Source organism: Stenotrophomonas sp. PS02300 (assembly GCF_029959395.1).
In the GTDB taxonomy this organism is placed as follows: domain Bacteria; phylum Pseudomonadota; class Gammaproteobacteria; order Xanthomonadales; family Xanthomonadaceae; genus Stenotrophomonas; species Stenotrophomonas maltophilia_AD.
Window position 1 is genome coordinate 18,900 of the sequence record NZ_JASCOP010000001.1, and the last position, 24,566, is coordinate 43,465.

A 24,566-nucleotide genomic window follows, 5' to 3' on the forward strand; every position below is an offset into this window, starting at 1 on the left:
CCACAGGGAGGTGTGCGGCAACGAGTTGAGTAAGACAGCAAGGCGGCTGGCCCATTCCCTCGCACACCGTGGCCGGCATTCGGAGGTGGTGGAGCGATCTGGCTCGGGCCTTGCGCTGGCTACGGTCTCGGTGCTGGATGAAGCAAGGTGCCTGGCCTCCAGCCCGGATGGCCGATATCTCGTGGCCACCGGCGGATCCGACGTGGCAGCCGGTGCCGCGTCGGCGGCGCAATCCATTGCCTACCTGCTTCCGGAAGTGGGCGTCATCGAGGCCCTGCGCCGCATGCAGGACCCGCTGAGCGTGGCCGTCTGGGACGAGCGCGCGCGAACCCTGACCCTGGCCCGGGATCGCATGGGTCAATCCGATATCTATTTCAGGCGCAGCCCTTTCGGCCTGGCCTTCTCCTCCGAGCTGAAGACGCTCAGGCAGGAGGACGGCGGGTCCCCGGAGGTGGATCCGCACGCGATATCCCAACTGTTCCGCTACGGGTACATCCCGGCACCGCTGACGGCCTATCGTGGCATCTACAAACTTCCCGCCGGTACCCTGCGGGTGTTTCGTCTTCCGGAGCTACCGGAACGGGGCTCTGCCGGCGAGGCAGCAGGGCCGTTCCACCCGTACTGGAACCTCCGGCAGGAAGCAGAGGCACAGATGGCCTCGCGCACGCAGGCGACGCTGGGCGGTTCGGTGGACAAGGTGGTCGCCAGCCTGGAACGTGCCGTCTGCGCGTCACGCGGCGGCGCCACTGCCACCCTGCTGTCCGGCGGCGTCGATTCGAGCCTGATCGCAGCGTTGCTGCAGCGGCACAGCGAACACGCAGTCGACACGATCTCGGTCGGTTTCGATGTGCCTGGGCACGATGAATCGGAGTGGGCCGCCGAGGTGGCCATGCTGCTCGGCACCCGCAACACACGCCTGCTCATGGAGGACGCGAATGCGCTCCGCCTGGTTGAGACCATGCCGCGCGTCTTCTGCGAGCCCTATGCCGACTCGTCCGCGATTCCAACACTGCTTGCGGCAGAGGCGGCCGGTACATCGTGCAGCACGATCCTCACCGGTGATGGCGGCGATGAGCTCTTCTTTGGCCACGCGTCGTATGTGAAGGCGCTGCGCAACCATGGCCTGGTCCGGCGTCTGCCCGCGCCACTGCGCCGGGCGTGCGGGGCGTATGCCTCGCGATCGCCGGAACGGGCACGACTGGGGGGTATTGCGGCGCTGATCGCCGAAGCCAGGTCGGGTTCCCTTGCCGAAACCTACCTGGCGCGCGTCTCGCGCTGGCGTGATCCGTCGCGTGCGCTGAAGGCGGCGAATGAACCCGCGCATCCCTTCCTGGACGCGGCCCTGCATCCCGCCGGCGGCCACCCGGGTGAGCTGCTGCTCTACCTCGATCAGAGCAACGAACTGAGCGAAGGGCTGATGACCAAGTCCGACCGGGCGTTTGGCGCATTCGGGGTGCAGGCAAGGAGCCCCTTCCTGGCCCCTGAGGTGCTTTCCCTGGCGTGGAACACCCCGTTCGAGCACAAGCTGCACAACGGCGAGACCAAGGTGGTGCTCAAGCGCGCGCTTGAGCGCTTCCTTCCCGAGCACCACACCCGACGCCCGAAGAAGGGCTTTGGCGCCCCGGTTGCGCAATGGCTCAATGGGCCGCTACGGGACTGGGCCGAGGACCTGCTGGACCCGATTGCGATACGCAACCGCGGCATTCTCGACGAACACGTTGTATCGGCACTCTGGAAATCGTTCGTCGACGGCAACCGGAAGTACCACACCCACCTCTGGCCGGTGCTGATGTTCCAGGCATGGGACCGTGAGTGGAACGGGAAAAATGCTTCATGAGCATGTCCGTGGCAGGTCTGTGTCGGTGGTTGCGCAGGCGCTTCAGGAGAGTGCCGGGTCTCAACGAAGGATTCGTCATCAAGGACTGATACCGGAGCACCGGCTCAGCCCACCCCTCCACGGTCCACCTGCCGGTACCCGATGGCCTCGGCCAGGTGCGCGGTACTGATCTGGTCGCAACTGGCCAAGTCCGCCACTGTGCGGGCGACGCGCAGGATGCGGTGCATCGAGCGCGCCGAGAGCTGCAGCTGTTCCACGGCCGCTTCCAGCAACTGCTGATCGGCGGTGTCCAGTCGGCAGTGCGCATCCAGCTCGGAAGGCAGCAGTTGTGCGTTGGCCTTTCCGCTTCGCTCAAGCTGAACGCTGCGTGCCGTGACCACGCGGCCGCGTACCGTGGCGCTGTCTTCGCCGCACGGTGCATCGCTGCGCAGTTCGCTTGGTTCCAGCCTCGGCACCACCACATGCAGGTCGATACGGTCCAGCAGCGGGCCGGAAATGCGGCCGCGATAGCGCTGGATGGCGTCGCCGCTGCAGCGGCAGCGACCGCTGCGGTCGCCGGCCCAGCCACACGGGCAGGGATTCATCGCTAGGGTTATCAACCCCGTTATCTGCAAAAATGATCCCAGTAGCACCTTCCATGCCGGACCCTGCAACCGTCCGGTTCTTCAGTCGTGGCGTTTGACCGCCCATTGGTGTCCCTCAACCCGCTTTGCGCTTGTCTGGCCGGGCGACGAGAGTCTGGTCGAATTCGTTGACCGCAGACACTCGGTTGGCGCGTCAAAGTCTAGGAAAAGAATCAGGTACGACGCCTACTGTGGCCCATACCATCCGCACCCTAGGACGAAGCTAGGACTCACGGCGGCCAGCCCTTATCCACCCTCCCGCCATCCGGTTTGAGTGAATAGCACCAACTGGGAATCGAGCCGTCGTGGCCATTCAAGAACTGACACGGTGATTTGGCTCAATGAAAGCACGCTTAGCTGACACTGATAGTTTCTCACTCTACGCTTTCAAAAAGCCGGGATGCTCGTTTCCTCGCTGCGATAGCAGATCGCGCCATCCTCGTTTATCGACTGCACGGATATTCGGCACCTCCTCAAGCTCTTTTAGATAATGGATCAGATGCAGCAACTCATCATCTGACACGTCGCCGAGGAATTCCCGTGCCAGAACTAAATTCCCATAGTTCCGAGCGTACTTGCTAGCGGTGTCATCTATTCCGATGATCTGGTCCAGTGTGAACCCATGCTTCTTCAGCTTCGCTATCCGCTTCTGTGTTGAGTAGCCGCCTTCCTCCCAATCCCTAACTAAGCTGCACCTCTCGGATGACCATACAAATTCTAGGGGACGCTTTGGCATCAACTGTGCGACAAGAGGCTCAGCGTAGAGACGTCCAGACGATGTCCAAACGCCGACCCTAAACCTTGAGAAGGCGAAGTCCAGAAATGTGTCGAGATGGGGCCGCTTGTAGACGTGATACCCGACGACACTCAGATCCGCTGGACGATCCAAGGGGCGCTCAGTTGAGAAGACGAGCGTTTCATCAAGGTCTAGTACCAGAAGCTTCCTTTCTCGGAGACTCATGGGCGTTTCTCCTTATTCTGATGTCGCTGTTTGGCGGATGTCGAGATTCGTTCTGCACCGTGACCCTGCTGGTACGCATGCGGAATCAAGAATTCCTTGATCGAGCTCCGGGATCTGAGGAGGACCAAATACACTCGCCGCCCGAAAGTGCTACGGGGTGGTCTGGCAAGGCTCATCAATCGGCGATGGTCCTCCGCCGGTTCTTTCCTATCCGATAATCTCGAAAGGACGTCTTTCGATCAGTCAGAGAGTCAATGGCGGAGTCCGAGCCATTTCGCGCCGGCTATACTCTGTGCTCTTCAGCCCACTTGTGGATGAAGCATTCTTGCTCGAGTGTCTCTACAGCTCCGGGACGAACCCTTCGTACCGCGAGGATCGCGCTTTCAGCATCACTGTTCGTCTTAGTGCTCAATAGAAGCAGCGAGGCAACTAGTCCTGCACGACCCAACCCTCCCTTGCAATGCACGACTACTCTTCCTCCGTCGAGCAGGGCGCGACTCAGATATGGTCCGAGCTCCTTCCAACGTGCCAGGAAGCGGTCGTCTGGCGCGCTACCATCCGTGATAGGCAGTCCATGCCAAGCCAAGCCATGCTTAGCAGCATGATCAGGTAGGGAGGAGATCCTGAGGTCCTCGAACTCCCACGGCTCGATAAGCGTGATCAAAAATCTTGCGCCCCAAGCACGAATCGCCTCCAAGTCCATGTCTAAATCCCTAGCCCAAGCGCCAGTCATTGCGCTCTCTTGATGCTTTCCGGGAGCAAATGTCACGCCAATTGCCCCATCCTTCGTTCCCACCGGTAACTCGGCAATAGCCAGTGGATGGGTGAGACTAGTTCGACTTGTCATAGTAGTAATGTGCCATCGACATTCTGCGCTCTTGCGCGTCGCTTCGGCCAACCAGAAGGCGGGTGCAGAGAGAGGTGCGGCAATGGATTCAAGGCCACCGGCCGCGCGAGGCTATGAAGAGATGCATGGCCTGACGGGACTCCATAGCCTGCTCAGGAAGTTCAATCTTTCGTTGGTAGCAGATTGAACGGGCATAGGCGATCTGCGCTTTTGTGGGCCTTTTGACATCCCAGTCAAGCATCTCTGGGACCAGTCTAGATAGCTCGGCGGCAAGGCGTCTGGAGAGGGTTCCGGCGTCTCCGCCCTCCTGAAGCTTTGCGAGTTGGCGCCGCAGATCCTGCTCCGACTGTTGGCTCAATGACAGTTCTAAGGTGAACTCTGATTCAGCATCTACCAAGAAGAAGCTCATACCTACCTGCCAAGGTCCGTAAGCGGCGCAGGCCCCCGAATGGGAGGTGGGGAGGGGGCGGCCATTGTCAAATATGCTACCGTAAGTACTGTAGACCAAAAGTACTACGAAACCAAAGCTTAGGGGGTGAAAACTTCCAAGCACCAGTTGGCCCTTGGCGCCGCCGTGAAGGCGAGACGGACGGCGCTGGGCGTCTCTCAGGAAGATTTCGCAGCCCGACTAGGTATGCACCGTACGCAACTTGGGCATATTGAGCAGGGAAAGAAGGACTGCAGGCTCTCTACCGTTATTAGGCTCGCCGATGCGCTTGGTCTATCGGCGTCAGGCCTGCTCCATACTGCGGACCTCTAGCGGTTAGTTTTGAGTGCAGACCCGGTGTTGGTTCCGGGTTTCTTGAAGCGTCTTTGACTATCCTTGCCGGTAGCAGGAAGATCTCTACGTGCTCGGCAAAGGTCAGCGCTCTCAGGGACCTTCACCGTTTCGGGGGCTGAATCCCGCCATGTTTAGCCGGCCCGACTGGCGCCTGCAAAGCGCCGAGGACTCGACACTCGGAAACCAGACCACCTGGACAGTGGGAGAGTATGCGAGTTAGCTCTTTGTTCAGTGCCTGGAGGTCTCTTACCTTCTCCTCAATACTGCGAATCTGACTCCGGACCAACTCATCCACAGCCCCGCACTCCTGGTCGCCATGGGTCTCTAATTCAATGAGATCCCGGATCTGGGCGATGGGGAGTCCAAGCTCTCTGGCACGGCGAACGAAGGCAAGCCTGCGCCGATCAACTTCAGTGTAGTGGCGGTAGTTGGCTTGTGAACGGGCCGGAGACGCAAGGAGGCCAATTTTCTCGTAGTAGCGAATCGTCTCAGCCTTGGTTCCGGTACGGAGTGAGAGTTGGCCGATCGTGAAGACGGTGGACATAGCTTGACCCTCTAGTTGCTACAGGGTTGATAAAGGCAGGATGAGCTGATTTCAACCCCAGAAGCCTTTTATAGGACTCACGATGGACCACTGCTGCGGTAACAAGCGCCAAGAACTCGAGCGGATGGCACAACAGGGCGCTCAGCGCCGCGTGCTGCTATGGGTGATGGCTATCAACTTGGTGATGTTTTTCGTCGAGTTTGGCGCCGGCATAGTCGCCAACTCAAGTGCGCTCCAAGCCGATGCGGTGGACATGCTTGGCGATGCAGCCGTGTACGCGCTCAGTCTCTGGGCCGTGGGGCGTGGTAGTCGGTGGGAGGCAGGCGCGGCCTTGGTAAAGGGCTTCTTGATCCTTGGATTCTTCGTTTTCATTGTCGTCGAGGTCGTGAACAAGATGATCACCGCGGTTCCACCGGCCAGCGGCATCATGCTCATCTTCGGATCAATTGCACTTGTGGCGAACCTATCCTGCTTGGCTTTCCTTTGGCGATTCCGCGCCCTAAACATCAACATGAAGAGCACGTTCGAATGCTCACGTAATGACGTGGCTGCCAACGTGGGCGTTCTCGTAGCCGCGGGCGGGGTGGCCCTCATCGGCAGCGGGTGGCCGGACATCGCCGCAGGATCAATCATCGCCCTGCTCTTTCTTCGATCTGCTGTAAGCGTGATCGTTGAGGCGTGGCCCGCATGGCGCTTGGGAGCCGAGCAGCGTTAGTTGGTACTGCGTCACACCAAGCTACCCGAGCCGCATCGGTCCTTTCAAACACCACAAGGCACACTGGAGCTATTTCAATGAAAGCAGCACGCACGATCATAGCGGTGTTGATACTATCTCTCGCCGCATTTTCCCCCACTTCATTCGCTCGGAGTGCCGAGGGCCCGGCCAATGACCAATCGCCTCAAGCCGGTGTGGTAGTACGGCCTCATTCGCCTGTCATAGGCCCGGTCAATGCGCCCGTCACCATCATCGAGTTCTTCGATCCAGCTTGTGAGGCCTGCCGGGCCATGCATCCAGAGGTCAAAAGGATCCTGAGAGAAAATGCGGATGCTCGGCTGGTGCTTCGCTATACGCCCTTCCACGGGAAGACATCTGTCCTCGGCATAAACATTCTTGAGGCTGCGCGCCAGCAGAACCGGTTTGCGGCCGTTCTCGAAGCGCTAATGGATGCCCAGCCCGCCTGGGCTTCACACGGGCGGGAAGACTCAGCGATTGCTTGGGAATTTGCGCGAAAAGCTGGCTTGGACGTGGCTAAAGCCCGCGCATACATCGCTACGGGCGTAGTGGAAAAAGTGATTGCGGTCGATCTCGCCGACGCGAAGGCTGCAAAGATTGGCGGAACTCCGTCCTTTTTTGTGAACGGAACTCCGCTCCCGCGACTCGATCCCGCACTGCTCAGCCAGTTAGTCCGTACAGAAGTCAAGGCAAAGCGTTAATTTGTCGTCCCGCCCGCATCGCATGTGGTTAGTCCTCAACCCGTTCATTCTTCCGAGCAAGCCGCAGGATGCGACTCATACACGACCGCGCGGTTGATGAACAAGTGCCGGCTTGCTGATGAGCGCCGTCCACGGTATCTTCTCGACCTCAACCGTATTGGTCAGAGCCGCACGTGACTTCCTTCGTCATCCACGCTAAGCGCTACGCTCTGGCACTGCTACTTGCAGTGCTGGTGGTCGTGCCTTTCGTGGATGCGTCGATTTGCTCTTCTGAAGAGCAGGCCCATCAGGACGTAGCAGGGGCAGGTGACGGCCATTCCGACAAGTCACACCCTGCGTGTGGTCATGGGCACTGCCACCACAGCAGCACCTTCGTCGCGTCCAACGGATTCACCAGTGCCGACGCTGCACTAAATGAAGACGGGCATACGTTCTACGAACAGCCTGTGACTTCCCACACGCCCGAAAGGCTGATTAGACCTCCCAGGGCTTGATCGCGACACAGGCGCAGCGCGTCTGCTCGTACTTCTGCGATCACCTTTAACAGGTCTCTCCATGATCAAACTTTGTTGCTGGGCGCTTGGCGCGCCCGGCCGACGCGTGGCTGCTGGTGCAGCCGCCGAACGGCATCGTGCCGCCTTCAAAAAGGTGGACTAAATGCCTCTTCCGATTCCCACCTCTAACCGAGTTTCGTACGGTCAATCTGCCGTGCTGACGACAGCTTCTGTGCTGATCATTCCCGCACGCCCTGGAGACGGTGCTCTATCTCCAGCCGGTGAGGCACGTTTGGCCTCGGTCTTCTCCCCTGAATTCGTGGATACCGCTACCTGGTTGCCGTGGCACAGGGGCGGCCTGGTCGTAGGCAGACCTCCGCTACTGACCGGGATTCAAGCCACGCTGGCGCAACTAACCGAAACCTTGCGGACTTCCTTCTTGGGTGCCTCCCGGGTATCAGTCTCTGCGTATGCGTGGATACGTAGTGTCTCAGTGCTTTCAGTCTCACGCGGTGCGTTGAAGAGGCCTTCCCCGGGCATGAGCGCCGTAGGAGTCGTCCAGGCGCTTGCGAGTTCCAAATGGCACAGCGCTTCAAAGCTATTTCCAGGGACTTCCGCGCGAGTAGCCAGACGTACCCGGCCCTCCGCAGCGCATAGACGCTACAAGTGGCTCGGGGAGCATTCGGCTTCGACGCAGTCAGTCGCGACCGGTTATGGATTCGCGCAAGCCAGTCAGCGGCAGCCTGCACTGGTGATGAACTGTAACCGCCACCGACTGCGCAGGCGTCGACTACTTATCGAGGGATCAGCGCTCGGCGACTGTCCCGGTGAAGATCCGAAACCTCGCAAGCTCTCTACCCCAACCAATCGCTACTTCAGGACTCTGCCTCTTGGCGGCGATGCGTCTGCTTGCGCGGACTCAATACAGCGGCCTTATGCATCGCCTCTTGCGAGTGCAGACGCACCTTCTCCCAGACCTGCATCGCATCTCTAAGCGCCCGTTGGAATTAGACCCGCGAGCAGGAACGCCCTTCGACGAGTTGGCGCGGTCTGCGAAGTGCCTCCGCATGCGCCATGAGCGCATTTGGCGGTCGATCAAAAGGAAGCAGCTATGCGTTACATGAAAAAATACCTGAACCACAGTTGGAAGCTTGGTGGGAATGGCTCAAATCCACTAGGACGGCTCGGCCGGCCTCTTCGTGGGCCTCAGGCCGGGATCAACACACTAATCGTGATCGTCGCACTCTACTTCACGTTGTTCCTCAACAACGCCTTCTTTGCAGAGGTAGTTGAAAAGAGTGGTGTGGAGGGTGTGGCGCGAGCGCTGCTTGTCTCGTCTACGGCCGCGCTTCTTACGGCTATGAACGTACTTATTCTTGGGCTTCTGTGCGTCCGATGGACGTTGAAACCGATTGTTGCTTTGCTCCTCATTGTGTCAGCAGCGGCGGCATACAACTCCGACAATTACGGCGTGTACTTCGATTCGAGCATGATTCGAAACGTGCTGAAGACTGACAGCGCGGAGGCCGGAGAGCTGCTGACCTGGGGATTGTTCCTGTCGGTGCTGGTCAAAGGTCTGCTTCCCGCCGTTGCGGTATGTGCGGTACGAATTCGACCTCACTGCACCATGGCGCGCGGACTACTTTCCAGAGCTCTCTTGCTGGGCATGGCTATAGTGGTAGTTGTTGGTGCGGCACTGGCCTCATTCGACAACCTATCCTCGCTTATGCGCAACCACAAGTCAGTCAGATACCTTGCGACGCCCGGGAACTACCTTGCCTCGATAGGGAAGGTCATCAAAGAGGAGACGCGCGCAGAGCGTGGACCGATCAAAGTAGTCGGTCCCGACGCCACGATGGATCCTCATCCACCAGGCGCGAAGCCACACTTTCTTGTCATTGTTGTAGGCGAGACGGTTCGCGCCCAGAACTGGGGGCTGAACGGATACGCTAGGAACACGACACCGCAACTTGAAGCCCTGGACGTCGTGAACTTCACCGACGTGACGGCCTGTGGTTCCAATACCGAGGTGTCCGTTCCTTGCATGTTTTCTATGTATGGAAGGCGAGACTACGACCGAGACAAGATCAAAAGATCCGAGTCGCTTCTGCACGTATTGGAGCGCGCCGGAATCAAGACCCTGTGGCGCGACAACCAGACGGGATGCAAGGGGGTGTGCTCTGATCTTGCATTTGAGTCTTACCGCGTTCCCGCCAAAGATAGTCTATGTGACGATCAGGCTTGTCGCGACGAAATCATGCTGCAGGGATTGCATGACTCCATTGACGACAATCCCGGCGACGTCGTCGTGGTTCTGCATCAGCTTGGTAACCACGGACCTAGCTACTACAAGCGATACCCCGAGAGCCTGAGGAAGTTTACTCCTGACTGCCGCAACGCCGACCTTGGCAAGTGTACTCGCGCCGAGATAGTCAATGCCTATGACAACGCAGTCTTAGCGACGGATGACTTTCTGGCAAAGACAATCCGTATGCTCGAACAGGACAAGAGCCACGATACAGGCTTGATCTATGTATCCGACCACGGGGAGTCATTGGGCGAGGCGAACGTCTATCTGCATGGTCTTCCCTACGCCATTGCCCCGGAGACTCAGATCAAAGTGCCGATGGTGATGTGGATGTCAGAGGGCATGAAGAGCAGCAACAAGCTGGATATTGAATGCGTCCAGGGACGTTCAAGGCTGCCAGCCACTCACGACAACCTCTTCCATTCTGTGCTCGGTCTCATGCAGGTGCGGACAAAAGCGTTGGACCAGAGCCTAAATCTGTTCTCCGGCTGCTCCGTTGGCAGTGTCGCCGCCCCATAACCATTTCTCGGGAGCAGCGCTGCCGGGAGATCCCGGCAGCGCCTCCTAACGGCAGAAGAAGGAAACATCACAATGGCAGACATGTATGGTCATCGTCCACGGAGCATCGCCCGTGTGTTGAAAGCGCTGCGCTGGTCTCTTCAGGGGCTGCGATCGGCCTGGCTGCATGAGTCTTCTTTTAGGCTAGAGGTCGTCATGGCCCTGGCGGCTCTACCCGCCGCAGTCTGGTTAGGCGACTCAGGGGTAGAGCGAGCCCTCTTGGTAGGGAGTGTGCTGTTGGTGCTTGCGTTGGAACTACTGAACTCGGCCATCGAAGCAGTTATTGAACGATACGGGCCGGAGATCCATGAGCTCGCTGGTCGTGCCAAAGACATGGGCTCAGCCGCTGTGTTCGTAGCACTTTGCAATGTCGGACTGACCTGGGCATTCCTCCTCCTAGACTGACCACCTTAGCTCCAAACCTGAACGGAAGCCTAAATCGTGCCAAAAGCGGTCGCTTCCACCCTTCTATGTAATTGTATCCGTCTCAATCAGGTTGATAGCCTTCCCACCATGCGCCGGTCCCTTCCTGCCATTCGTATGTACCTAATGCTGCTGCTTTTGGCGGTATTTGTGGTCGTGCCTGTGGCCGAGTCGTTGGCGTGTGCGCAGGAAGCACCGGCTAGCCAGGGAGATGTTCACGCCCTGAGCAGTGACTCAGACCTGGAATCGGGCAAGGACAAGAGTAAGCAATCATCCGGCGCCGACTCCTGCGGTCACGGGCATTGCCACCACTCAACCGCTAGTCTCCCCGCCGCCGGCCACGACGATCTGCTCGCCAATGGTCGAACCTTGCTGCGCAATACCGAGCACGGGGATGTCTACGCACTTCGACTCGACGGGCCCATGCGCCCCCCCCGTATCTGATCTCGCTCTGCCCCGCGCTAGCGGGTAGTTCGCTCAGATAATTTACGGGAGTTTTTATGTCGATTTTGACAGGTCGGTCGCTATCAGCGACCGGGTTGGCTGTTGCTGTTCTGCTGGCATTGGTGCCTGGCGGGGATGTAGGTGCTCAAACTGCACCGTCTTACGAATCGTTGCTTTCTCGTTTGGACCAGATGCCTGCGTCCGTCCAAGGTGCCGCGCTGGCCGAGGCCGCAGAGGCTCGGGTGCAACAGGCCCGGGCTGTACCCAATCCGACGGTCTCCATCGACGCAGAGAACGCGTACGGTACTGGTGCCTATCGGGGTTTCTCCAACGCTGACACCATTGTGACGCTTTCCCAGCCGCTCGAAATTTGGGGTCAGCGGGGCGCGCGAGTGCGCGCTGCGCGTGCAGAGGCAGGCGCAGCGGGCCTGCGGGGCGATCTGATGCGCAGCGATGCGGCTGGTCGTCTGGCAGCCACGTATGCGGAGGCAGAGGCTGCTCTGCGCCGCTATGAGTTGGCTAGCGAAGCTTTGGCGTTGATTGAACAAGACGCGAAAGCCGTAGGTGCGATGGTTAGCGAAGGTCGGGAACCCAACTTGCGCGGCGTCCAGGCGCGTAGCGAGGTTGCTAACGCGAAGGCCAGCCTGGATGAGGCCGAGGCCTTCCGGGACGCGGCTCTAGCGCGGCTAGCCGGGGTGTCTTTGTTGGATGGCCGGCTTACCGAGATCGGTGAAAGCCTTCTGGATCGCGTGCCATCTCACCCGGTCGCAAACGAGGCCGCCCCGCTCGCTGTTCGAATCGCCCAAGCCGAAGCGGAGGCGTCAGGTCGGCTCATCGATGTCGAGCGTAAGCGCGCTTTGCCACAACTGAGCGCATCTGTGGCTCAAACGCGCTTCCGCCAAGCAGGCGACGAGGCCTACAACGTTGGCATCAGCCTTTCCATTCCCCTGTTTGACCGCAACCGCGGGGCGATTCGGGCTGCATATGCCGAGCAACGTGCAGCTGAGGCGGTTCTAGAGGGTCAGAAGCGTGACAGCGAGGCGGCTCGGTTGGGAGCGGTAGCGAGTCTCAAAGCGTCCAACAGCCGCGCGCGAGCTGCGGATGAGAGCGTACAAGCCGCAGACGAAGCCTATCGGTTGGCCCGCATCGGATTCGAGGCAGGTCGTATATCGCAATTGGAGCTGCGTAGCACCCGATCAACTTTGATTGCTGCGCGTGGCAGCGCTGTAGATGCCCGCCTTAGCCGGGTGACAGCAGAAATCGACCTCGCTCGCCTTGAAGGGCGCGCACCGTTTGTGGAGGCAAAATGAATAAGTACGGAAACAAGACGCTCATCGGAGCGACGCTGGTGGCTGCCTTCCTGCTCACCGGGGGGCTTACCGCATGCAGTGGCGGTGCGGAGGAAACGGAAAAAGCCGCCGGCACCGAGGCCAAGAGTAAGGGCAGCAAAGAAGAAGGGAAGGGTGGTCACGCAGATGAGGCCACGCCTGATGGTGCAGAAGCCCACAATGATGGCGACGGCGACGGTGAACACGGCGAGGAGGAGGCTGAGGAGGGGCTAGTCAAGCTGACGTCCGATCAGATCAAGGCATCTGGCATCGGCGTGGTTGCAGTAGGGCGGGGCGGTGGCGCTTCAACTAGGCTTGCAGGTCGCGTCGAGCCCGCCATCGGGGGGCGCGCAGCGATCGCCTCGACGGTCACTGGCCGGGTTGAGCGCGTACTCGTTGCGCCAGGAACAGCGGTCAAAAGCAATCAACCTCTAGTAGTTGTGGTTAGCGGCGAAGCTGCGACGTTCAAGGCCGCAGCTACTGCGGCGGCGGCAGAGGCAGAAGCTACTCGCTTGGCCTACAGCCGCGATAAATCTCTGGTGGACCAAGGTGTGGTGGCGCGTCAGGAGCTGGAGGCCTCGCGGGCCCGCTCTTTGGCGGCCGATGCTGCGGCCAGTGCTGCCCGTGCTCAAGTCGCTGCCAGCGGCTCTCCGGACAGTTCCGGCCGGGTGACCATCACCAGTCCGGTCGCTGGGTTGGTAGGCAACGTCCAGGTAACACCAGGTGGTGTCGTCTCGGCTGGAACCTTGGTGGCGGAGGTTTCCAATCCCGACATGAATGAACTCGTGTTTACCGCGCCCCCCGCGCTGGCCACCGTCGCCATGCCAGGGATGAAGTTGGAGGTCACGGGCCCCCGAGGTAGCTTCGAGGCTGAAGTAATTGCTGCGGCTGCGAATGTGATGCAGCAGGGTGGCACCGCCACGATTCGTGCCAAGCCAATCTCCGAGAAACTTCCACCGGCCGGCTCCCCCGTTTCGGCACTGATCATTGCCGGTGGTGCCGCCGAAGGTATGAGCGTGCCTGCTGACGCGGTCCAAACCGTTGACGGCAGAAGCGTTGTCTTCGTGGCCGTCGAGGGCGGCTTCAAAGCAACGCCGGTACTCGCCGGGCGCCGTGCAGGCAATCGAATCGAGATCCTTAACGGTCTGACGGGCAGTGAGCGCGTCGTAGGCGCCAACGCCTTCCTGCTCAAAGCCGAACTGGCCAAGGGCGAAGCCGAACACGGCCACTAAGGGAACTCATTCACCATGTTCAACATCATCATCGAAGCAGCGGTCAGGTTCCGCTGGCTCATGGTGTTTCTGGCCGCATTGATTGCCTGCTTTGGCTTGTTCCAACTAAGCAAGCTACCAGTCGATGCCGTACCAGATATCACCAACCGCCAGGTCCAGATCAATACCATCGCCCCAGCCCTGACCCCTGAGCAAATCGAGCGTCAGGTTACGTACCCCTTGGAGACGGCCTTGGCTGGCATCCCGGGGCTGAACACCACCCGTTCGCTATCGCGCAATGGCTTCTCCCAGGTCACTGCAATCTTCACCGACAAGACTGACATCTACTTCGCACGCCAGCAGGTCGCTGAGCGCATGCGGGAAGCGGCCGGGGACCTGCCTGACAATGTCTCACCCATGCTTTCGCCCGTTACTACGGGTTTGGGTGAGGTACTGATGTGGACAGTGGACTTCAGGCCATTCGACCCCAAGAAGCTGGCCAAACCTGGCCAAGCCGGTTGGCACGAGGGCGAGGTCTACCTGACCCCGGAAGGCGATCGCCTTGCTACCGCGCAGGAGCGCGCAACGTATCTGCGTACCGTCCAAGATTGGATTATCGCGCCCCAGATGCGCTCAAGCCCGGGCTTGGCGGGGGTTGATACGGTAGGTGGCTACGTCAAGGAATACGGTATCTACCCCGACAGCGCACGGCTGGCGGCATACCGACTTGGCTTGGCCGATCTCGTACAGGCATTGGAGCGTTCCAACGTTCAAGCAGGTGCGGGCTTCGTTCAACGTGCAGGTGAGGGCCTGGTAGTACGGGCCGACGGCCTTGCGTTGACGACCGACGACTTGGCCCAATCCCCGGTAGCGACCAAGGACGGCGTGGTTATTCGCGTAGCCGATGTAGCAGAGGTCGGTCTGGGTCGTGCCCCGCGGCTGGGCGCGGCTAGCCGTAACGGACATGAGGCCGTGCTTGGCACTGCTCTGATGATCGCCGGAGGTAATAGCCGCACCGTGGCACAGGCGGCCGCTGAGCGTCTGGCGCAGGTCAACGAATCTCTGCCGGCCGATATCTTTGCAGAACCGGTGCTTGACCGAAGCGTGCTGGTCAACTCGACCGTCAAGACGGTCGCCAAGAACCTGACTGAAGGTGCTCTGCTGGTAGTTGTGGTTCTCTTCCTGCTACTGGGAAACTTCCGTGCAGCAGCCATTACCGCGCTGGTGATTCCGCTCTCGTTCCTGTTTGCCGTTATCGGCATGAACAAGTTTGGTATCAGCGGCAACCTGATGAGCTTGGGCGCCCTGGATTTCGGCATTCTTGTAGATGGTGCGGTGATCGTGATCGAGTCCACCCTGCTGATGCTGGGCAAACGCCGAGCAGAACTTGGCCGGCCTCTGAATGCCATGGAACGGCTCCGCGTGGCGGCAGATTCAGCCAAGAAGATGGCGCGTCCTGCGGCGTTCGGGCAGATGATTATTCTGCTGGTGTTCGCACCGATCCTCACCTTGGAGGGCGTTGAAGGTAAGACGTTCCAACCGATGGCAGCTACTTTCATGCTCGCCCTGATTGGCGCATTTATCTTCTCCTTTACCTTCGTGCCTGCAATGGCTGCGCTCCTTGTGAGAGATCCAAAGCCTCATGCGAACAAGGACGGCAAGGATTCTCACGACAATGAAGAGCACGAGACTGCAATCATCCGCGTCCTGAGAAGGCGCATTGAGCCAGCAATCCAAGGTGCCATTCGTAGGCCCAAGGCTGTGCTTGCTGGCGCTCTGATGATGCTTGTGATGGGCGTGGTCGGCTTCACGATGCTGGGTCGGGAGTTCATGCCAACGCTTGATGAGGGAAACCTTGCCATGCAGGCGCTTCGCGTTCCCTCGACGTCCTTGGAGCAATCGCTGGCTATGCAACTGGCGCTGGAGAGGTCCATCGCGGCTGAGCCTGAGGTAGTGACCGTCTTCTCAAGAACAGGTACTGCCGAAGCTGCTATCGATCCAATGCCAACCAACATCTCTGACAGCGTGATCGTGCTCAAACCGCGCAAGGATTGGCCTGACTCTTCCTTGAGCAAGGAGGATCTAATCGCCAGGTTTGAGAAGATCGCAGCCTCGCAGATAGGTAACAGCTTCGAGTTCAGTCAGCCCATCGAACTGCGCTTCAACGAGTTGATCTCGGGTGTGCGTACGGATTTGGCTGTCATGATCTACGGCGACAACTTCGAGCAGCTTCAGGCTGTTGCCGATCAGGTTGCGCTGAAGCTGAGGAACGTGGAGGGCGCTGCGGATGTTCGTGTGGAACAGATCTCTGGTCTGCCCACGCTCAATGTAGCGATCGACCACCTTGCAGCAGCACAGTACGGTCTGACGGCTGCAGATGTTAGCGACGCCCTTGCAACGGGCATCGGCGGCGCGGCGGCCGGCAAGATCTTTGAGGGGGATCGTCGTTTCGATGTCGTCGTTCGCCTCGGAGACGATGCCCGCAATGATCCCGATCAGCTTGCATCACTGCCAATTGCAACTCCCACCGGCGGGATTGTGCCCCTCTCATCTGTTGCACGCATCGACATCAGCGAGGGACCTAATCAGATCAGCCGGAACAACGGTAGCCGGCGTGTAGTGGTTCAGGCCAATGTACGCGGCCGTGACTTGGGCGGGTTCGTAGGTGAAGCCCAAGCTGCAGTGAAGGATGTTCAGTTGCCCCCGGGTGCACACATGACTTGGGGCGGGCAGTTCGAGAACCTCCAGCGGGCGGAAAAGCGACTCTTGACCGTCGTGCCGATCGTGTTCCTGCTGATCGGTAGCCTGTTGTTCATGGCACTGGGCAGTGCAAAGGAAGCGGGCCTCGTGTTCAGCTGCGTTCCGCTAGCACTGGTCGGCGGCATTCTCGCTTTGCTCGTTCGTGGCATGCCGTTCTCGGTGTCTGCTGCAGTCGGATTCATTGCGGTTTCTGGCGTGGCAACGCTGAATGGTCTGGTGCTCATGCAGGCTATTCGAGAGCGCCTGGACGCCGGCGATAGCCCTCTGATTGCTGCGATGAATGGCGCCGGCAGCCGAATTCGGGCCGTGGTGACCACCGCGTTGGTCGCCATCGTCGGCTTCATTCCGATGGCTATTGCGAGTGGTTCGGGTGCCGAAGTGCAGAAGCCTCTGGCTACGGTGGTCATTGGTGGCTTGTTGACTGCAACGGTCTTGACGCTGCTTGTCTTGCCGACCTTCGCGGGGCGACTGGCCAAGTCAGATCCTAAGGTGGAGCCGGAGACCGCCCACTGATTGAATGAGTGTTTGGGCCCGGCAGCGCATCTGCCTGCCGGGCCTCCCGATCCAATCTCTTGACGTTGGAGGCAATACGTGAACATGACCACAGAAGTCGAACTGCCGGTCGTACTCCCCGGCGTACCTCAAGAGGACCACTGCGTACAGAGACTGGCCGATGAGCTGGAGGAAATGGCCGGTATATCACGCGTGCATCTGCGCGGGGTAAGCGCAGGAGCTCCGGAGGCCCTATGCATTCACTATGACCCCGAGCTGATCTCACTTCAGCGCGTGCGCGAACTAGCGTCGTCTATGGGGATTGGCCTGGGTGAGCGATACGGCCATCTGTCCTTGGAGATGGACTCGTCCGTGCATGCCCGCAAGGCAAGGACGATCGCGGGGCAGCTACAAGCTATACCCGGTGTCGTTGAAGCGACCACCAGCCCTGCTGGAAGGGTGAACATCGAGTACGACCGGACCCAGACAGGAGAAGCTGATCTGAGGGCGAAGCTCGAGGATTTTGGAGTGGGAAGGAGCGGCCCCGCCCCCGACCAAGGCGCGCAAGGTCAGCACGAAGGTCACAATCATAAGGATGGGCAGGACCATGCTCATTCCCATGGTGGAATCCTTGGTGCCAACAGTGAGCTACTGTTCTCACTCGCATGTGGCCTGCTCCTCCTGATTGGCTTTGCACTTGAAAAGCTCGGCTTGCTCGCAAACGACTGGGTCCCTACTTCTCTTTACGTGGCTGCCTACCTGTTCGGAGGTTGGTTCACGCTCCGCGAAGCTATTGAGAACATCAAGCTAAAGCGCTTTGAGATCGACACGTTGATGCTTGTTGCGGCGGCAGGTGCTGCTGCGCTGGGCGCATGGGCAGAGGGCGCACTGCTTCTGTTCCTCTTCAGCCTCGGCCACGCGCTCGAACACTATGCGATGGGCCGCGCAAAGAGAGCGATTGAGGCGCTTGCCAAGTTGGCCCCGGAGACAGCCAGGGTTGTCAAAGACGGGAAGGTCACTGAAGTCCAGGTTGAGTCGCTGATACCTGGAGACGTGGTGGTTGTTCGTCCCAATGATCGGATGCCGGCGGACGGATTCGTTGTTAAAGGAACCAGCAGCGTTGATCAAGCGCCTGTAACCGGTGAGAGCATCCCGGTAGATAAGCTGCCGGTAGGTGATCGTGCGCTGGCGCGGGTGCGTCCGGACTCCGTTGAGATGCAGTCCCGCGTCTTCGCCGGCACCATTAACGGCTCCGGCGCAATGGAAGTTGAGGTGACCCGCCGATCAGGGGAGTCGGCCTTGGCCCGCGTCGTCAAGATGGTGAGTGAGGCCGAGACCAGAAAGTCGCCAACTCAACGCTTCACCGACAAATTCGAAAGAGTATTCGTTCCGGCAGTTCTGATTCTGGCAGTGCTGTTGCTTTTCTCGTGGGTAGTGATCGACGAGCCATTCCGAGATAGCTTCTATCGAGCGATGGCAGTACTGGTCGCGGCAAGCCCGTGCGCACTGGCTATTGCCACACCAAGTGCCGTTCTGGCCGGTATTGCTAGAGCGGCCCGGGGCGGAGTGCTCATCAAGGGTGGCGCCCCGCTAGAAGAACTGGGAATGGTTCGCGCCATCGCGTTTGACAAGACTGGAACCCTCACCGAGGGAAAGCCGCGAATCACCGACATTAAGGTGATGCAAGGCTCTACAGAGCAGGAACTGCTGCAGGTTGCGGTCGCCGTAGAGGCCTTGAGTGATCACCCACTGGCGGCAGCCATTGTTCGAGATGGCAACGCTCGCTTGGGAGAGGTTCCCGTGCCAGTAGCCACGGATCTCGCTAACTTCACTGGAAGCGGGGTTCAGGCGAGGGTGAATGGCCTAAACGTCTGGATCGGAAAGGCAGAGATGTTCGGCACCGGCGGCATCAGCACCCTGACTGCGGAGGCGCAGTCGGCCATCGACGAGCTTCGCAACGTTGGACGAACCACGATGGCAGTTCGCCTAGGTGACCGTGATATCGGTGTCATTGGCCTTATGGATACGCCGCGCCCAGAAGCACGAGAAGCATTGGACAAGCTGCGAAGCTTGGGCATCCAGCGGATGATCATGATTTCCGGCGACCATCAGACAGTGGCACAGGCCGTGGCAACGGACGTGGGCCTAGACGATGCTTGGGGCAATCTAATGCCCGATGACAAGGTGAAGGCCATCCGCCAGCTCAAGGATACGGAGCGAGTGGCGATGGTTGGTGATGGTGTGAACGACGCGCCTGCGATGGCGAGTGCGAGCGTCGGCATCGCGATGGGCGCCGCGTCCTCGGACGTTGCTCTGGAGACGGCCGACGTAGCACTCATGTCCGAAGACTTGAGGCAGGTAGCGTTCTCAGTGGCGCTTAGTCGACGCACCCGAAGTGTGATCCGCCAGAACGTTTACGTGAGCCTGGGCGTAGTGGCGGTGTTGGTGCCTGCGACAGTCATGGGTCTTGGGATTGGTCCTGCTGTAGCAGTGCATGAGGGATCGACTCTGTTGGTCGTGTTCAATGCGCTGAGACTCCTCGGCTACCGCCAATCCTGACATGCGCATTCTATTGATTGAGCGCGACCTCAAGGACGCAGCGCAAATTCTGGACTACTTCGAGTCCCGTGGTCATCAGCTTGATGTAGTGGCCGATGGTCTGGCGGGCCTACATCTGGCGGCTACCAATCTATACGACGCAGTCGTGCTTGACTGGTTGCTTCCTCGCATGGAAGGACTGGAGGTTCTTAAAAGGATGCGGCTTGACCACGGTGTTCCAGTGCCGGTTTTGATGCTGACCGCGAAGGACGACCTTTCGGACAAGATCACCGCGTTCCGCTCTGGTGTCGACGACTATGTAACCAAACCTTTTGATCTCACCGAGCTTGAGGTTCGACTGGAGGCCTTGGTCACTCGCACAGAAGGGCGGGTGACAAGGAGACAACTGGTGGTTGGAGATCTGACGTTAGATCTTAGGACATTGGAAGCTACAAGGGCTGGAAGGCGACTGCATCTTTATCCAGCTTGCCGGAAGCTCCTTGAGGCGCTGATGCGGGCAAGTCCTGCCGCTGTCACCAGGCAGCAACTGGAGAGCCGGCTTTGGGGCGATAACCCTCCTGACGACGACCTTCTGCGTTCACAGATGTCCAGCCTTCGCCGAGCTCTTGACGGCCCGTTTGATGAGAAAATGATCCAAACGTTGCCGCGCTTTGGTTATCGGCTGATATCAGTATCGGCACCTGTGCACTCGCCCCCTGCTAATGGTGAGGAGCAGCCATGATCTCGGAAAGGTCAGTGCAAACGTGGTGCGGCCAACTTCTTGGCTGTGGGCGCTGAGCGGCTCATGAGCATGTTGAAGCTCTCGGCTCTTCCGCTTGCTGCGTTCATGGGCGCAGCAATTTGGGGCGCTGCAGCCATGGTGCCGTTCGCACCAGGGCCGGACGAAGATATGTTCTGGATACCGGTGTCCTTAGCACTTACGAGCGCGGCGATAGCATCGGTTGCCGCAATCCTGCAAGACATGTTCTTGTTCGGACTGAAGAGATGGAGAGGCTTCAGTAAGGCCTACCCCAGTCTTTGCTCTGAGTTGGTCCCTTTCGTACTGTTCCCGATCGGTCTCACTCTTTCCGGAGCCGCAGCGTTCGATCCAATATTGCTGAGCTCTGTTCTTCTTTTGATTGGATTGTCATTTGGGGAGACGCTAACGTCTGCCGCGTACTACAGAGCTCGGGCAATGCCCACAGCGCTAGTAGTTTTTGTTGAGTGCAGCGCCCTCGTGTTTGCAGCATACATGTACCGGAAGGGCGTGCTAACAAACGTCAGCGTTACTAGCCGATCTTGGTTTGCGACATCTGTTGCATCCATGGGTCTGCTTTCGTTCCTTGTGGGCCGGTATTGGACAAATCTTCTGCGCGATTCTGAGGTGAAGTTCTCGCCCTTACTCAAGCGGCTCCTGGTAACCTTCATAGCTGAGGGGTCGACAACGGAATGGAGTCAATGGAGGCTGAAGCAACGTACGAAGAAGCGGAAACTTCCACAGAATCGGTCGAAATCGGCTTGAAAATTAGCTCTAGCTCTCCTCTGAGCGGACGAGGTAAGCACATATTCCAAACTTTGGGCGGCGGTGAGATGGCCGGATTTGAATCCTCGCTGGAGCGGTACTGGCTCCGGCTAGGCTACGTACCGCGATGTACCCACCACCTCGTTTCCCGTTAGAGTCTGCTACTGAGTCATGCGTTTTGCGTCAAATCCGCTGACGTCAAATTCGGCCATGACCGAGCCTTGCTGATACACATTGAACTCCACTCGGAGGCGCTTGGCTTTACCCAGCTTACTCGTGAGGGTCTTGTATCCCGGGATGAAGACCATCTCGCTGCTGTTGTCGGATGGCTCAGTTCCGGTGAAGGTTTTGGCGGACTCATCGTCGAATCGGATACGCACGGGGCAGGAGCTGAAGCTATGGCACAGGATCTGCCCCTTCTCGATGCTGACCATTACATCGTTGCCCCATCGAGGGTGACGCCTGATCGTGAGCTCTGCCTTCTGCCGGCCTGAGTAGGGGAAGTCAAAGTTGAAGCTGTTGGTGCTGGTTACCCGTGCCGTGCGGACGGGTTTTCCCGACATGTCATCCTGCTGGGTGGAATAGGACCACTGCAGGCCTATCGGGTTAAGCTCGGCGTGGAGTTGAGCCTCCAGCTTCGGCCGCATTGCATCAGCCTCCTTGGCTTGGGCCGAGCCGGCATGATTCTTGAGGATCAGCGTGAGGTTCGCCAAGCGTTCGGAAGTTGGCCGGGCCTGGTCCTTTGCGGCAGCCAGAAGTTCGGGCGCAGACACCTCGACCGTTGTTGCCTTCGCAGCGCTCTGGTCCGATGCGTGACCGGAGGCTGCCCCGCTCTGGCTGGCAGTGCCGCGGCTTGCCGATGGAGTGGCTACTTTCGTCTCGGGCCCCATGCCGTAGCCCAAGACCAACAGGACGAGAAGGCCGACGAGTCCAAGCATAACGAATGTTCCACAGCCCGACTTCTTCGGTGCTGGGCGCGGTGCCGGAATGGAGGTCGCAACAGGCGCTGCTGGCGCGGCTCGGTTCAGATCTGAAGACGGGCCCAGCGGTGGTGGAGTTGGGATGCCAGGAGTCGGGTTGACTCCTGCGGACATCGGGAATCCACAATTCGGACAAGCCGAAGCCTGATCACTGATTTGCTTGCCACATTCGCGGCAGTTCACCAAAGCCATGGCACCCCCTGTGCACACTTTGCCGAAGACAACGCTGTTCCAGGCCGAGGTGTTGCCCTCGGCAGTCCAGCCCTACGCGAATCGTAGCAGCGCATCGGCTGACGCGGCCATAGGACATGACGTACAGAATTTATAAAAAGCGACAATGCACTGCTGCTGCTGTAGGGAAGGTCACTACATCCCTAAGCGCCTTCGCAGAATGCAGGAAGACGGGTTGCTACCGGGAAACCGCGGCCACGTAAGGAGATTGATACTTTCCTGCGGTCCTGTGATGCAGGTCATTTAGGTAGCTTAATAGCCCATCAGAGATGGCTTGTTCGTCAGCCGCCACGGACCTTCCGAAGATGCTGGACAGGGCGCTGTTGACGTCCGGACGGGATCTTACCTTGGCCGATACATAGGCCAACCCGAAGTGGCCGATGATGATTGCGATGGCGTCCTCCAGGCAGAGGATCTGAGCCCAGCTGAAACTTCCTTCCACCGTCCCGCCGACCTTGCACAGCGCAACGAGCGATCGCTTGTCGCCGGTGATCAGGCCGGCGCTACTGTCCTCACAGAGCGCGGCAAACAGGGCCAGCTCTCCGCCATCTATGTCCGGTGTGCCATCCAGCAGGGCGTAGTTCGCCGATTCAACCAGAACCACGACCTCGCTCGCCTGCGCTACGAGTAGGTTGAGCTGCTCAACCGCCAGCGCGCTCCCCAGTTTGGCAAGCGCCTTGGCGGGATTGGCTGCGTGCAGCTGGAACCGCAGCTGGGCCAGGATCGAAAAGTCCCGAAGCTCGACCCGCAGGGCGGTGGCCATGTCCTGAAGGAGGCCGTACTGACAAAGCGCTTTGGCGGCGTCACTGTCCAAGAGGTAGTGCTTGGCGCTCATCAGAATCCTTGCATGCTGAGCAGGTAGGCGCGATTGTCGTCCGTGAGCCTGTCAACATCGCAGTTGGCCAGGAAGCGATCCTTGAGCAGTTCCTTTGCGTTGGCCTGGTCTGGGAAGTAGCCAAGGGCCTGATTAGCCAACAGCCAGTCATCATGATCGCGTGCGTAGCTCAAGATGATGTGTCCTGGGTCGACACTGAGGCTGTCGCCGAGACTCATGGCCATGTTTACCAGCTGGGCAGCCGACATCGTGCCGTGGTTATCGAGGGGAAGGGTAAGTCGCCCGTTGCGTAGCATGGCCAGTGCAAACTGATCGGCCTGGCGCTCCTCTGCGTCGCCATGCTGATCCGCCTCACGCTCGATAGCCTCCGTGATGGCGTCCATTCCCTCATCGATCAGCACGCCGGTACCGGCGACGTGGCCAAGGCAGATATGGGCCAGTTCGTGGGCTAGCACGAACAGCTGCTTTGCATTCTGGCCAGACTGGAAGCCTAGGACGATCACCGGCCTGTCTTCAATCCGCATGGCCATACCGGTAATGCGTTTGCTGCCGCGGGGGAGCTCCTTCAAGAACAGCACGGGGATACCGTGCTGCCAGCAGAAATCCAGCAACGACCCGAATCCTATTGCCGCAGCCCCGGTCGAGGTGCGCACCCTCTTGGACAGCTCCTTGGGGTCTGCCGGGAGCGGGTCGGCGGTGCCATCAGTGCAATACAGCGCAAGCTTGCCCAGGGCCATGCCCAGGCTCGAGCAGACCTGCAGCTCGCTCACCAGCGTGGCAGATCTCTTTTTGTAACGGGCAGGGCGATTTGAGGCGAGCACTTCAAGCTCACCGCTGTCACCAAATCGGACATCCAAGCCAAGCCGTTGCTTGAGTATCGAGGCAAACTCGATAGCCCCGCTGCTTGTCTTGAAAAGTGCGTTGTCCCACCAGTCCGGTAAAAGGCGAGATACAAAACTCTTAGGGTAGCCGGCCGCGCCGAGCGCGTGATATGCGCTCTTGACCGTCACCGTTGGCGTGTTCTTGTTCATCCTTGGCCTCCGTTGGGCCTAGGCCAATTCTTACATGTGGGCCCGCTGGTGGGCAAAAAGAAGCTTCGCCAGGCGATGAGCGTGCCCGTCGGTTCCATCCCATACAGCCGACAGAGCATCCATCAACACCTTGGACTCCCCGGGATCACTGGTGCCCTCGTATGCATCAATGCCTGCATATTTGCATAGATGCTTCAATGTCCGAGTAACGCGCTTGGGCCCACCGAACAAATTCCGGTAGACCTGAGGCTGGCCAATGCTCGCAGCGCGGGCAATCGCAGAACTGGTGGTGAGCCCGTCTGCCTCAAACCTTCCACGCAACTCCAGAGCCAGGCGGTGCGGCTGCTTCAGACGTTTCATGCAAATAGATATTGTGAAGTGCAT

General features: G+C 59.3%; 19 protein-coding genes and 1 pseudogene. 11 read left to right on the forward strand and 9 right to left on the reverse strand.

All coding sequences use genetic code 11. The features are described 5' to 3' along the window. The first annotated feature begins 130 nt into the window (after positions 1 to 130). Positions 131 to 1,837 carry an asparagine synthase C-terminal domain-containing protein gene (locus QMX79_RS00080; protein ID WP_282243104.1) on the forward strand — a complete coding sequence of 569 codons (1,707 nt, stop codon included), beginning with the start codon at positions 131 to 133 and terminating at the stop codon, positions 1,835 to 1,837. A gap of 104 nt (positions 1,838 to 1,941) precedes the next feature. Here the strand turns inward: QMX79_RS00080 and QMX79_RS00085 are convergent. The 5 genes and pseudogenes from QMX79_RS00085 to QMX79_RS00105 form a co-directional block, all read right to left on the reverse strand. Then, positions 1,942 to 2,424 (reverse strand): annotated as a pseudogene (locus QMX79_RS00085) (ATP-binding protein); the annotation flags it as partial. A gap of 415 nt (positions 2,425 to 2,839) precedes the next feature. Next, complete coding sequence (locus QMX79_RS00090; protein WP_282243107.1) at positions 2,840 to 3,421, reverse strand: HAD family hydrolase; 582 nt, start codon at positions 3,419 to 3,421, stop codon at positions 2,840 to 2,842. A gap of 283 nt (positions 3,422 to 3,704) precedes the next feature. Continuing rightward, positions 3,705 to 4,268, reverse strand: a complete 564-nt coding sequence (locus QMX79_RS00095) for a cyclin-dependent kinase inhibitor 3 family protein (RefSeq protein WP_101099234.1) — start codon at positions 4,266 to 4,268, stop codon at positions 3,705 to 3,707. Positions 4,269 to 4,356: 88 nt separating this feature from the next. Then, positions 4,357 to 4,677 carry a hypothetical protein gene (locus QMX79_RS00100; RefSeq protein WP_101099235.1) on the reverse strand — a complete coding sequence of 107 codons (321 nt, stop codon included), beginning with the start codon at positions 4,675 to 4,677 and terminating at the stop codon, positions 4,357 to 4,359. Between the two features lie 472 nt (positions 4,678 to 5,149). Next, on the reverse strand, positions 5,150 to 5,593 hold the full coding sequence (locus QMX79_RS00105) for a helix-turn-helix domain-containing protein (RefSeq protein ID WP_101099237.1): 444 nt from the start codon (positions 5,591 to 5,593) through the stop codon (positions 5,150 to 5,152). A gap of 82 nt (positions 5,594 to 5,675) precedes the next feature. On the opposite strand from QMX79_RS00105, the gene QMX79_RS00110 reads away from it, so the two are divergent. From QMX79_RS00110 to QMX79_RS00155, 10 genes are all read left to right on the forward strand, one after another. Continuing rightward, positions 5,676 to 6,308, forward strand: a complete 633-nt coding sequence (locus QMX79_RS00110) for a cation transporter (protein ID WP_101099238.1) — start codon at positions 5,676 to 5,678, stop codon at positions 6,306 to 6,308. Positions 6,309 to 6,385: 77 nt separating this feature from the next. Next, a complete protein-coding gene (locus QMX79_RS00115; protein WP_157825118.1) occupies positions 6,386 to 7,027 on the forward strand; it encodes a thioredoxin domain-containing protein in 642 nt (213 codons plus the stop codon). 1,605 nt (positions 7,028 to 8,632) lie between these two features. After that, complete coding sequence (locus tag QMX79_RS00120) at positions 8,633 to 10,348, forward strand: phosphoethanolamine--lipid A transferase (protein ID WP_282243132.1); 1,716 nt, start codon at positions 8,633 to 8,635, stop codon at positions 10,346 to 10,348. A gap of 72 nt (positions 10,349 to 10,420) precedes the next feature. Further along, on the forward strand, positions 10,421 to 10,792 hold the full coding sequence (locus QMX79_RS00125; RefSeq protein WP_101099241.1) for a diacylglycerol kinase: 372 nt from the start codon (positions 10,421 to 10,423) through the stop codon (positions 10,790 to 10,792). A gap of 518 nt (positions 10,793 to 11,310) precedes the next feature. Then, the gene (locus tag QMX79_RS00130) at positions 11,311 to 12,564 is read left to right on the forward strand and encodes a TolC family protein (protein ID WP_101099243.1); all 1,254 of its coding nucleotides are present in this window, start codon (positions 11,311 to 11,313) and stop codon (positions 12,562 to 12,564) included. Then, complete coding sequence (locus QMX79_RS00135; RefSeq protein ID WP_054663599.1) at positions 12,561 to 13,814, forward strand: efflux RND transporter periplasmic adaptor subunit; 1,254 nt, start codon at positions 12,561 to 12,563, stop codon at positions 13,812 to 13,814. The genes QMX79_RS00130 and QMX79_RS00135 overlap by 4 nt, the downstream gene beginning before the upstream one ends. Positions 13,815 to 13,829: 15 nt before the next feature. After that, positions 13,830 to 17,066, forward strand: a complete 3,237-nt coding sequence (locus QMX79_RS00140) for a CusA/CzcA family heavy metal efflux RND transporter (protein WP_101099244.1) — start codon at positions 13,830 to 13,832, stop codon at positions 17,064 to 17,066. An 84-nt stretch (positions 17,067 to 17,150) separates the two neighbouring features. Continuing rightward, complete coding sequence (locus QMX79_RS00145) at positions 17,151 to 19,604, forward strand: heavy metal translocating P-type ATPase (RefSeq protein ID WP_232767661.1); 2,454 nt, start codon at positions 17,151 to 17,153, stop codon at positions 19,602 to 19,604. A 1-nt stretch (position 19,605) separates the two neighbouring features. Next, on the forward strand, positions 19,606 to 20,325 hold the full coding sequence (locus QMX79_RS00150; RefSeq protein ID WP_054663593.1) for a response regulator transcription factor: 720 nt from the start codon (positions 19,606 to 19,608) through the stop codon (positions 20,323 to 20,325). A 63-nt stretch (positions 20,326 to 20,388) separates the two neighbouring features. Beyond that, complete coding sequence (locus QMX79_RS00155; RefSeq protein ID WP_101116303.1) at positions 20,389 to 21,105, forward strand: hypothetical protein; 717 nt, start codon at positions 20,389 to 20,391, stop codon at positions 21,103 to 21,105. Positions 21,106 to 21,266: 161 nt separating this feature from the next. Here the strand turns inward: QMX79_RS00155 and QMX79_RS00160 are convergent, their stop codons facing one another. The 4 genes from QMX79_RS00160 to QMX79_RS00175 form a co-directional block, all read right to left on the reverse strand. Next, the gene (locus tag QMX79_RS00160; protein ID WP_101099247.1) at positions 21,267 to 22,043 is read right to left on the reverse strand and encodes a hypothetical protein; all 777 of its coding nucleotides are present in this window, start codon (positions 22,041 to 22,043) and stop codon (positions 21,267 to 21,269) included. Positions 22,044 to 22,494: 451 nt separating this feature from the next. Beyond that, entirely contained in the window at positions 22,495 to 23,151 is a 657-nt protein-coding gene (locus QMX79_RS00165) for a hypothetical protein (protein WP_101099248.1), read from the reverse strand. Further along, positions 23,151 to 24,182, reverse strand: coding sequence for an ImmA/IrrE family metallo-endopeptidase (locus QMX79_RS00170; RefSeq protein WP_101099249.1), 1,032 nt, complete (start codon positions 24,180 to 24,182; stop codon positions 23,151 to 23,153). Before QMX79_RS00170 ends, QMX79_RS00165 begins: the two co-directional genes overlap by 1 nt. 30 nt (positions 24,183 to 24,212) lie before the next feature. After that, the gene (locus QMX79_RS00175) at positions 24,213 to 24,542 is read right to left on the reverse strand and encodes a hypothetical protein (protein WP_102946302.1); all 330 of its coding nucleotides are present in this window, start codon (positions 24,540 to 24,542) and stop codon (positions 24,213 to 24,215) included. Positions 24,543 to 24,566 lie beyond the last annotated feature (24 nt).

Bases quoted from the DNA above. Each gene is read 5' to 3' on its own strand.
- QMX79_RS00090 (WP_282243107.1), bottom strand. From the start codon at position 3,421: ATGAGTCTCCGAGAAAGGAAGCTTCTGGTACTAGACCTTGATGAAACG.
- QMX79_RS00095 (WP_101099234.1), bottom strand. From the start codon at position 4,268: ATGACAAGTCGAACTAGTCTCACCCATCCACTGGCTATTGCCGAGTTA.
- QMX79_RS00100 (WP_101099235.1), bottom strand. From the start codon at position 4,677: ATGAGCTTCTTCTTGGTAGATGCTGAATCAGAGTTCACCTTAGAACTG.
- QMX79_RS00105 (WP_101099237.1), bottom strand. From the start codon at position 5,593: ATGTCCACCGTCTTCACGATCGGCCAACTCTCACTCCGTACCGGAACC.
- QMX79_RS00110 (WP_101099238.1), top strand. From the start codon at position 5,676: ATGGACCACTGCTGCGGTAACAAGCGCCAAGAACTCGAGCGGATGGCA.
- QMX79_RS00115 (WP_157825118.1), top strand. From the start codon at position 6,386: ATGAAAGCAGCACGCACGATCATAGCGGTGTTGATACTATCTCTCGCC.
- QMX79_RS00120 (WP_282243132.1), top strand. From the start codon at position 8,633: ATGCGTTACATGAAAAAATACCTGAACCACAGTTGGAAGCTTGGTGGG.
- QMX79_RS00125 (WP_101099241.1), top strand. From the start codon at position 10,421: ATGGCAGACATGTATGGTCATCGTCCACGGAGCATCGCCCGTGTGTTG.
- QMX79_RS00130 (WP_101099243.1), top strand. From the start codon at position 11,311: ATGTCGATTTTGACAGGTCGGTCGCTATCAGCGACCGGGTTGGCTGTT.
- QMX79_RS00135 (WP_054663599.1), top strand. From the start codon at position 12,561: ATGAATAAGTACGGAAACAAGACGCTCATCGGAGCGACGCTGGTGGCT.
- QMX79_RS00140 (WP_101099244.1), top strand. From the start codon at position 13,830: ATGTTCAACATCATCATCGAAGCAGCGGTCAGGTTCCGCTGGCTCATG.
- QMX79_RS00145 (WP_232767661.1), top strand. From the start codon at position 17,151: ATGACCACAGAAGTCGAACTGCCGGTCGTACTCCCCGGCGTACCTCAA.
- QMX79_RS00150 (WP_054663593.1), top strand. From the start codon at position 19,606: ATGCGCATTCTATTGATTGAGCGCGACCTCAAGGACGCAGCGCAAATT.
- QMX79_RS00155 (WP_101116303.1), top strand. From the start codon at position 20,389: ATGAGCATGTTGAAGCTCTCGGCTCTTCCGCTTGCTGCGTTCATGGGC.
- QMX79_RS00160 (WP_101099247.1), bottom strand. From the start codon at position 22,043: ATGCTTGGACTCGTCGGCCTTCTCGTCCTGTTGGTCTTGGGCTACGGC.
- QMX79_RS00165 (WP_101099248.1), bottom strand. From the start codon at position 23,151: ATGAGCGCCAAGCACTACCTCTTGGACAGTGACGCCGCCAAAGCGCTT.
- QMX79_RS00170 (WP_101099249.1), bottom strand. From the start codon at position 24,182: ATGAACAAGAACACGCCAACGGTGACGGTCAAGAGCGCATATCACGCG.
- QMX79_RS00175 (WP_102946302.1), bottom strand. From the start codon at position 24,542: ATGAAACGTCTGAAGCAGCCGCACCGCCTGGCTCTGGAGTTGCGTGGA.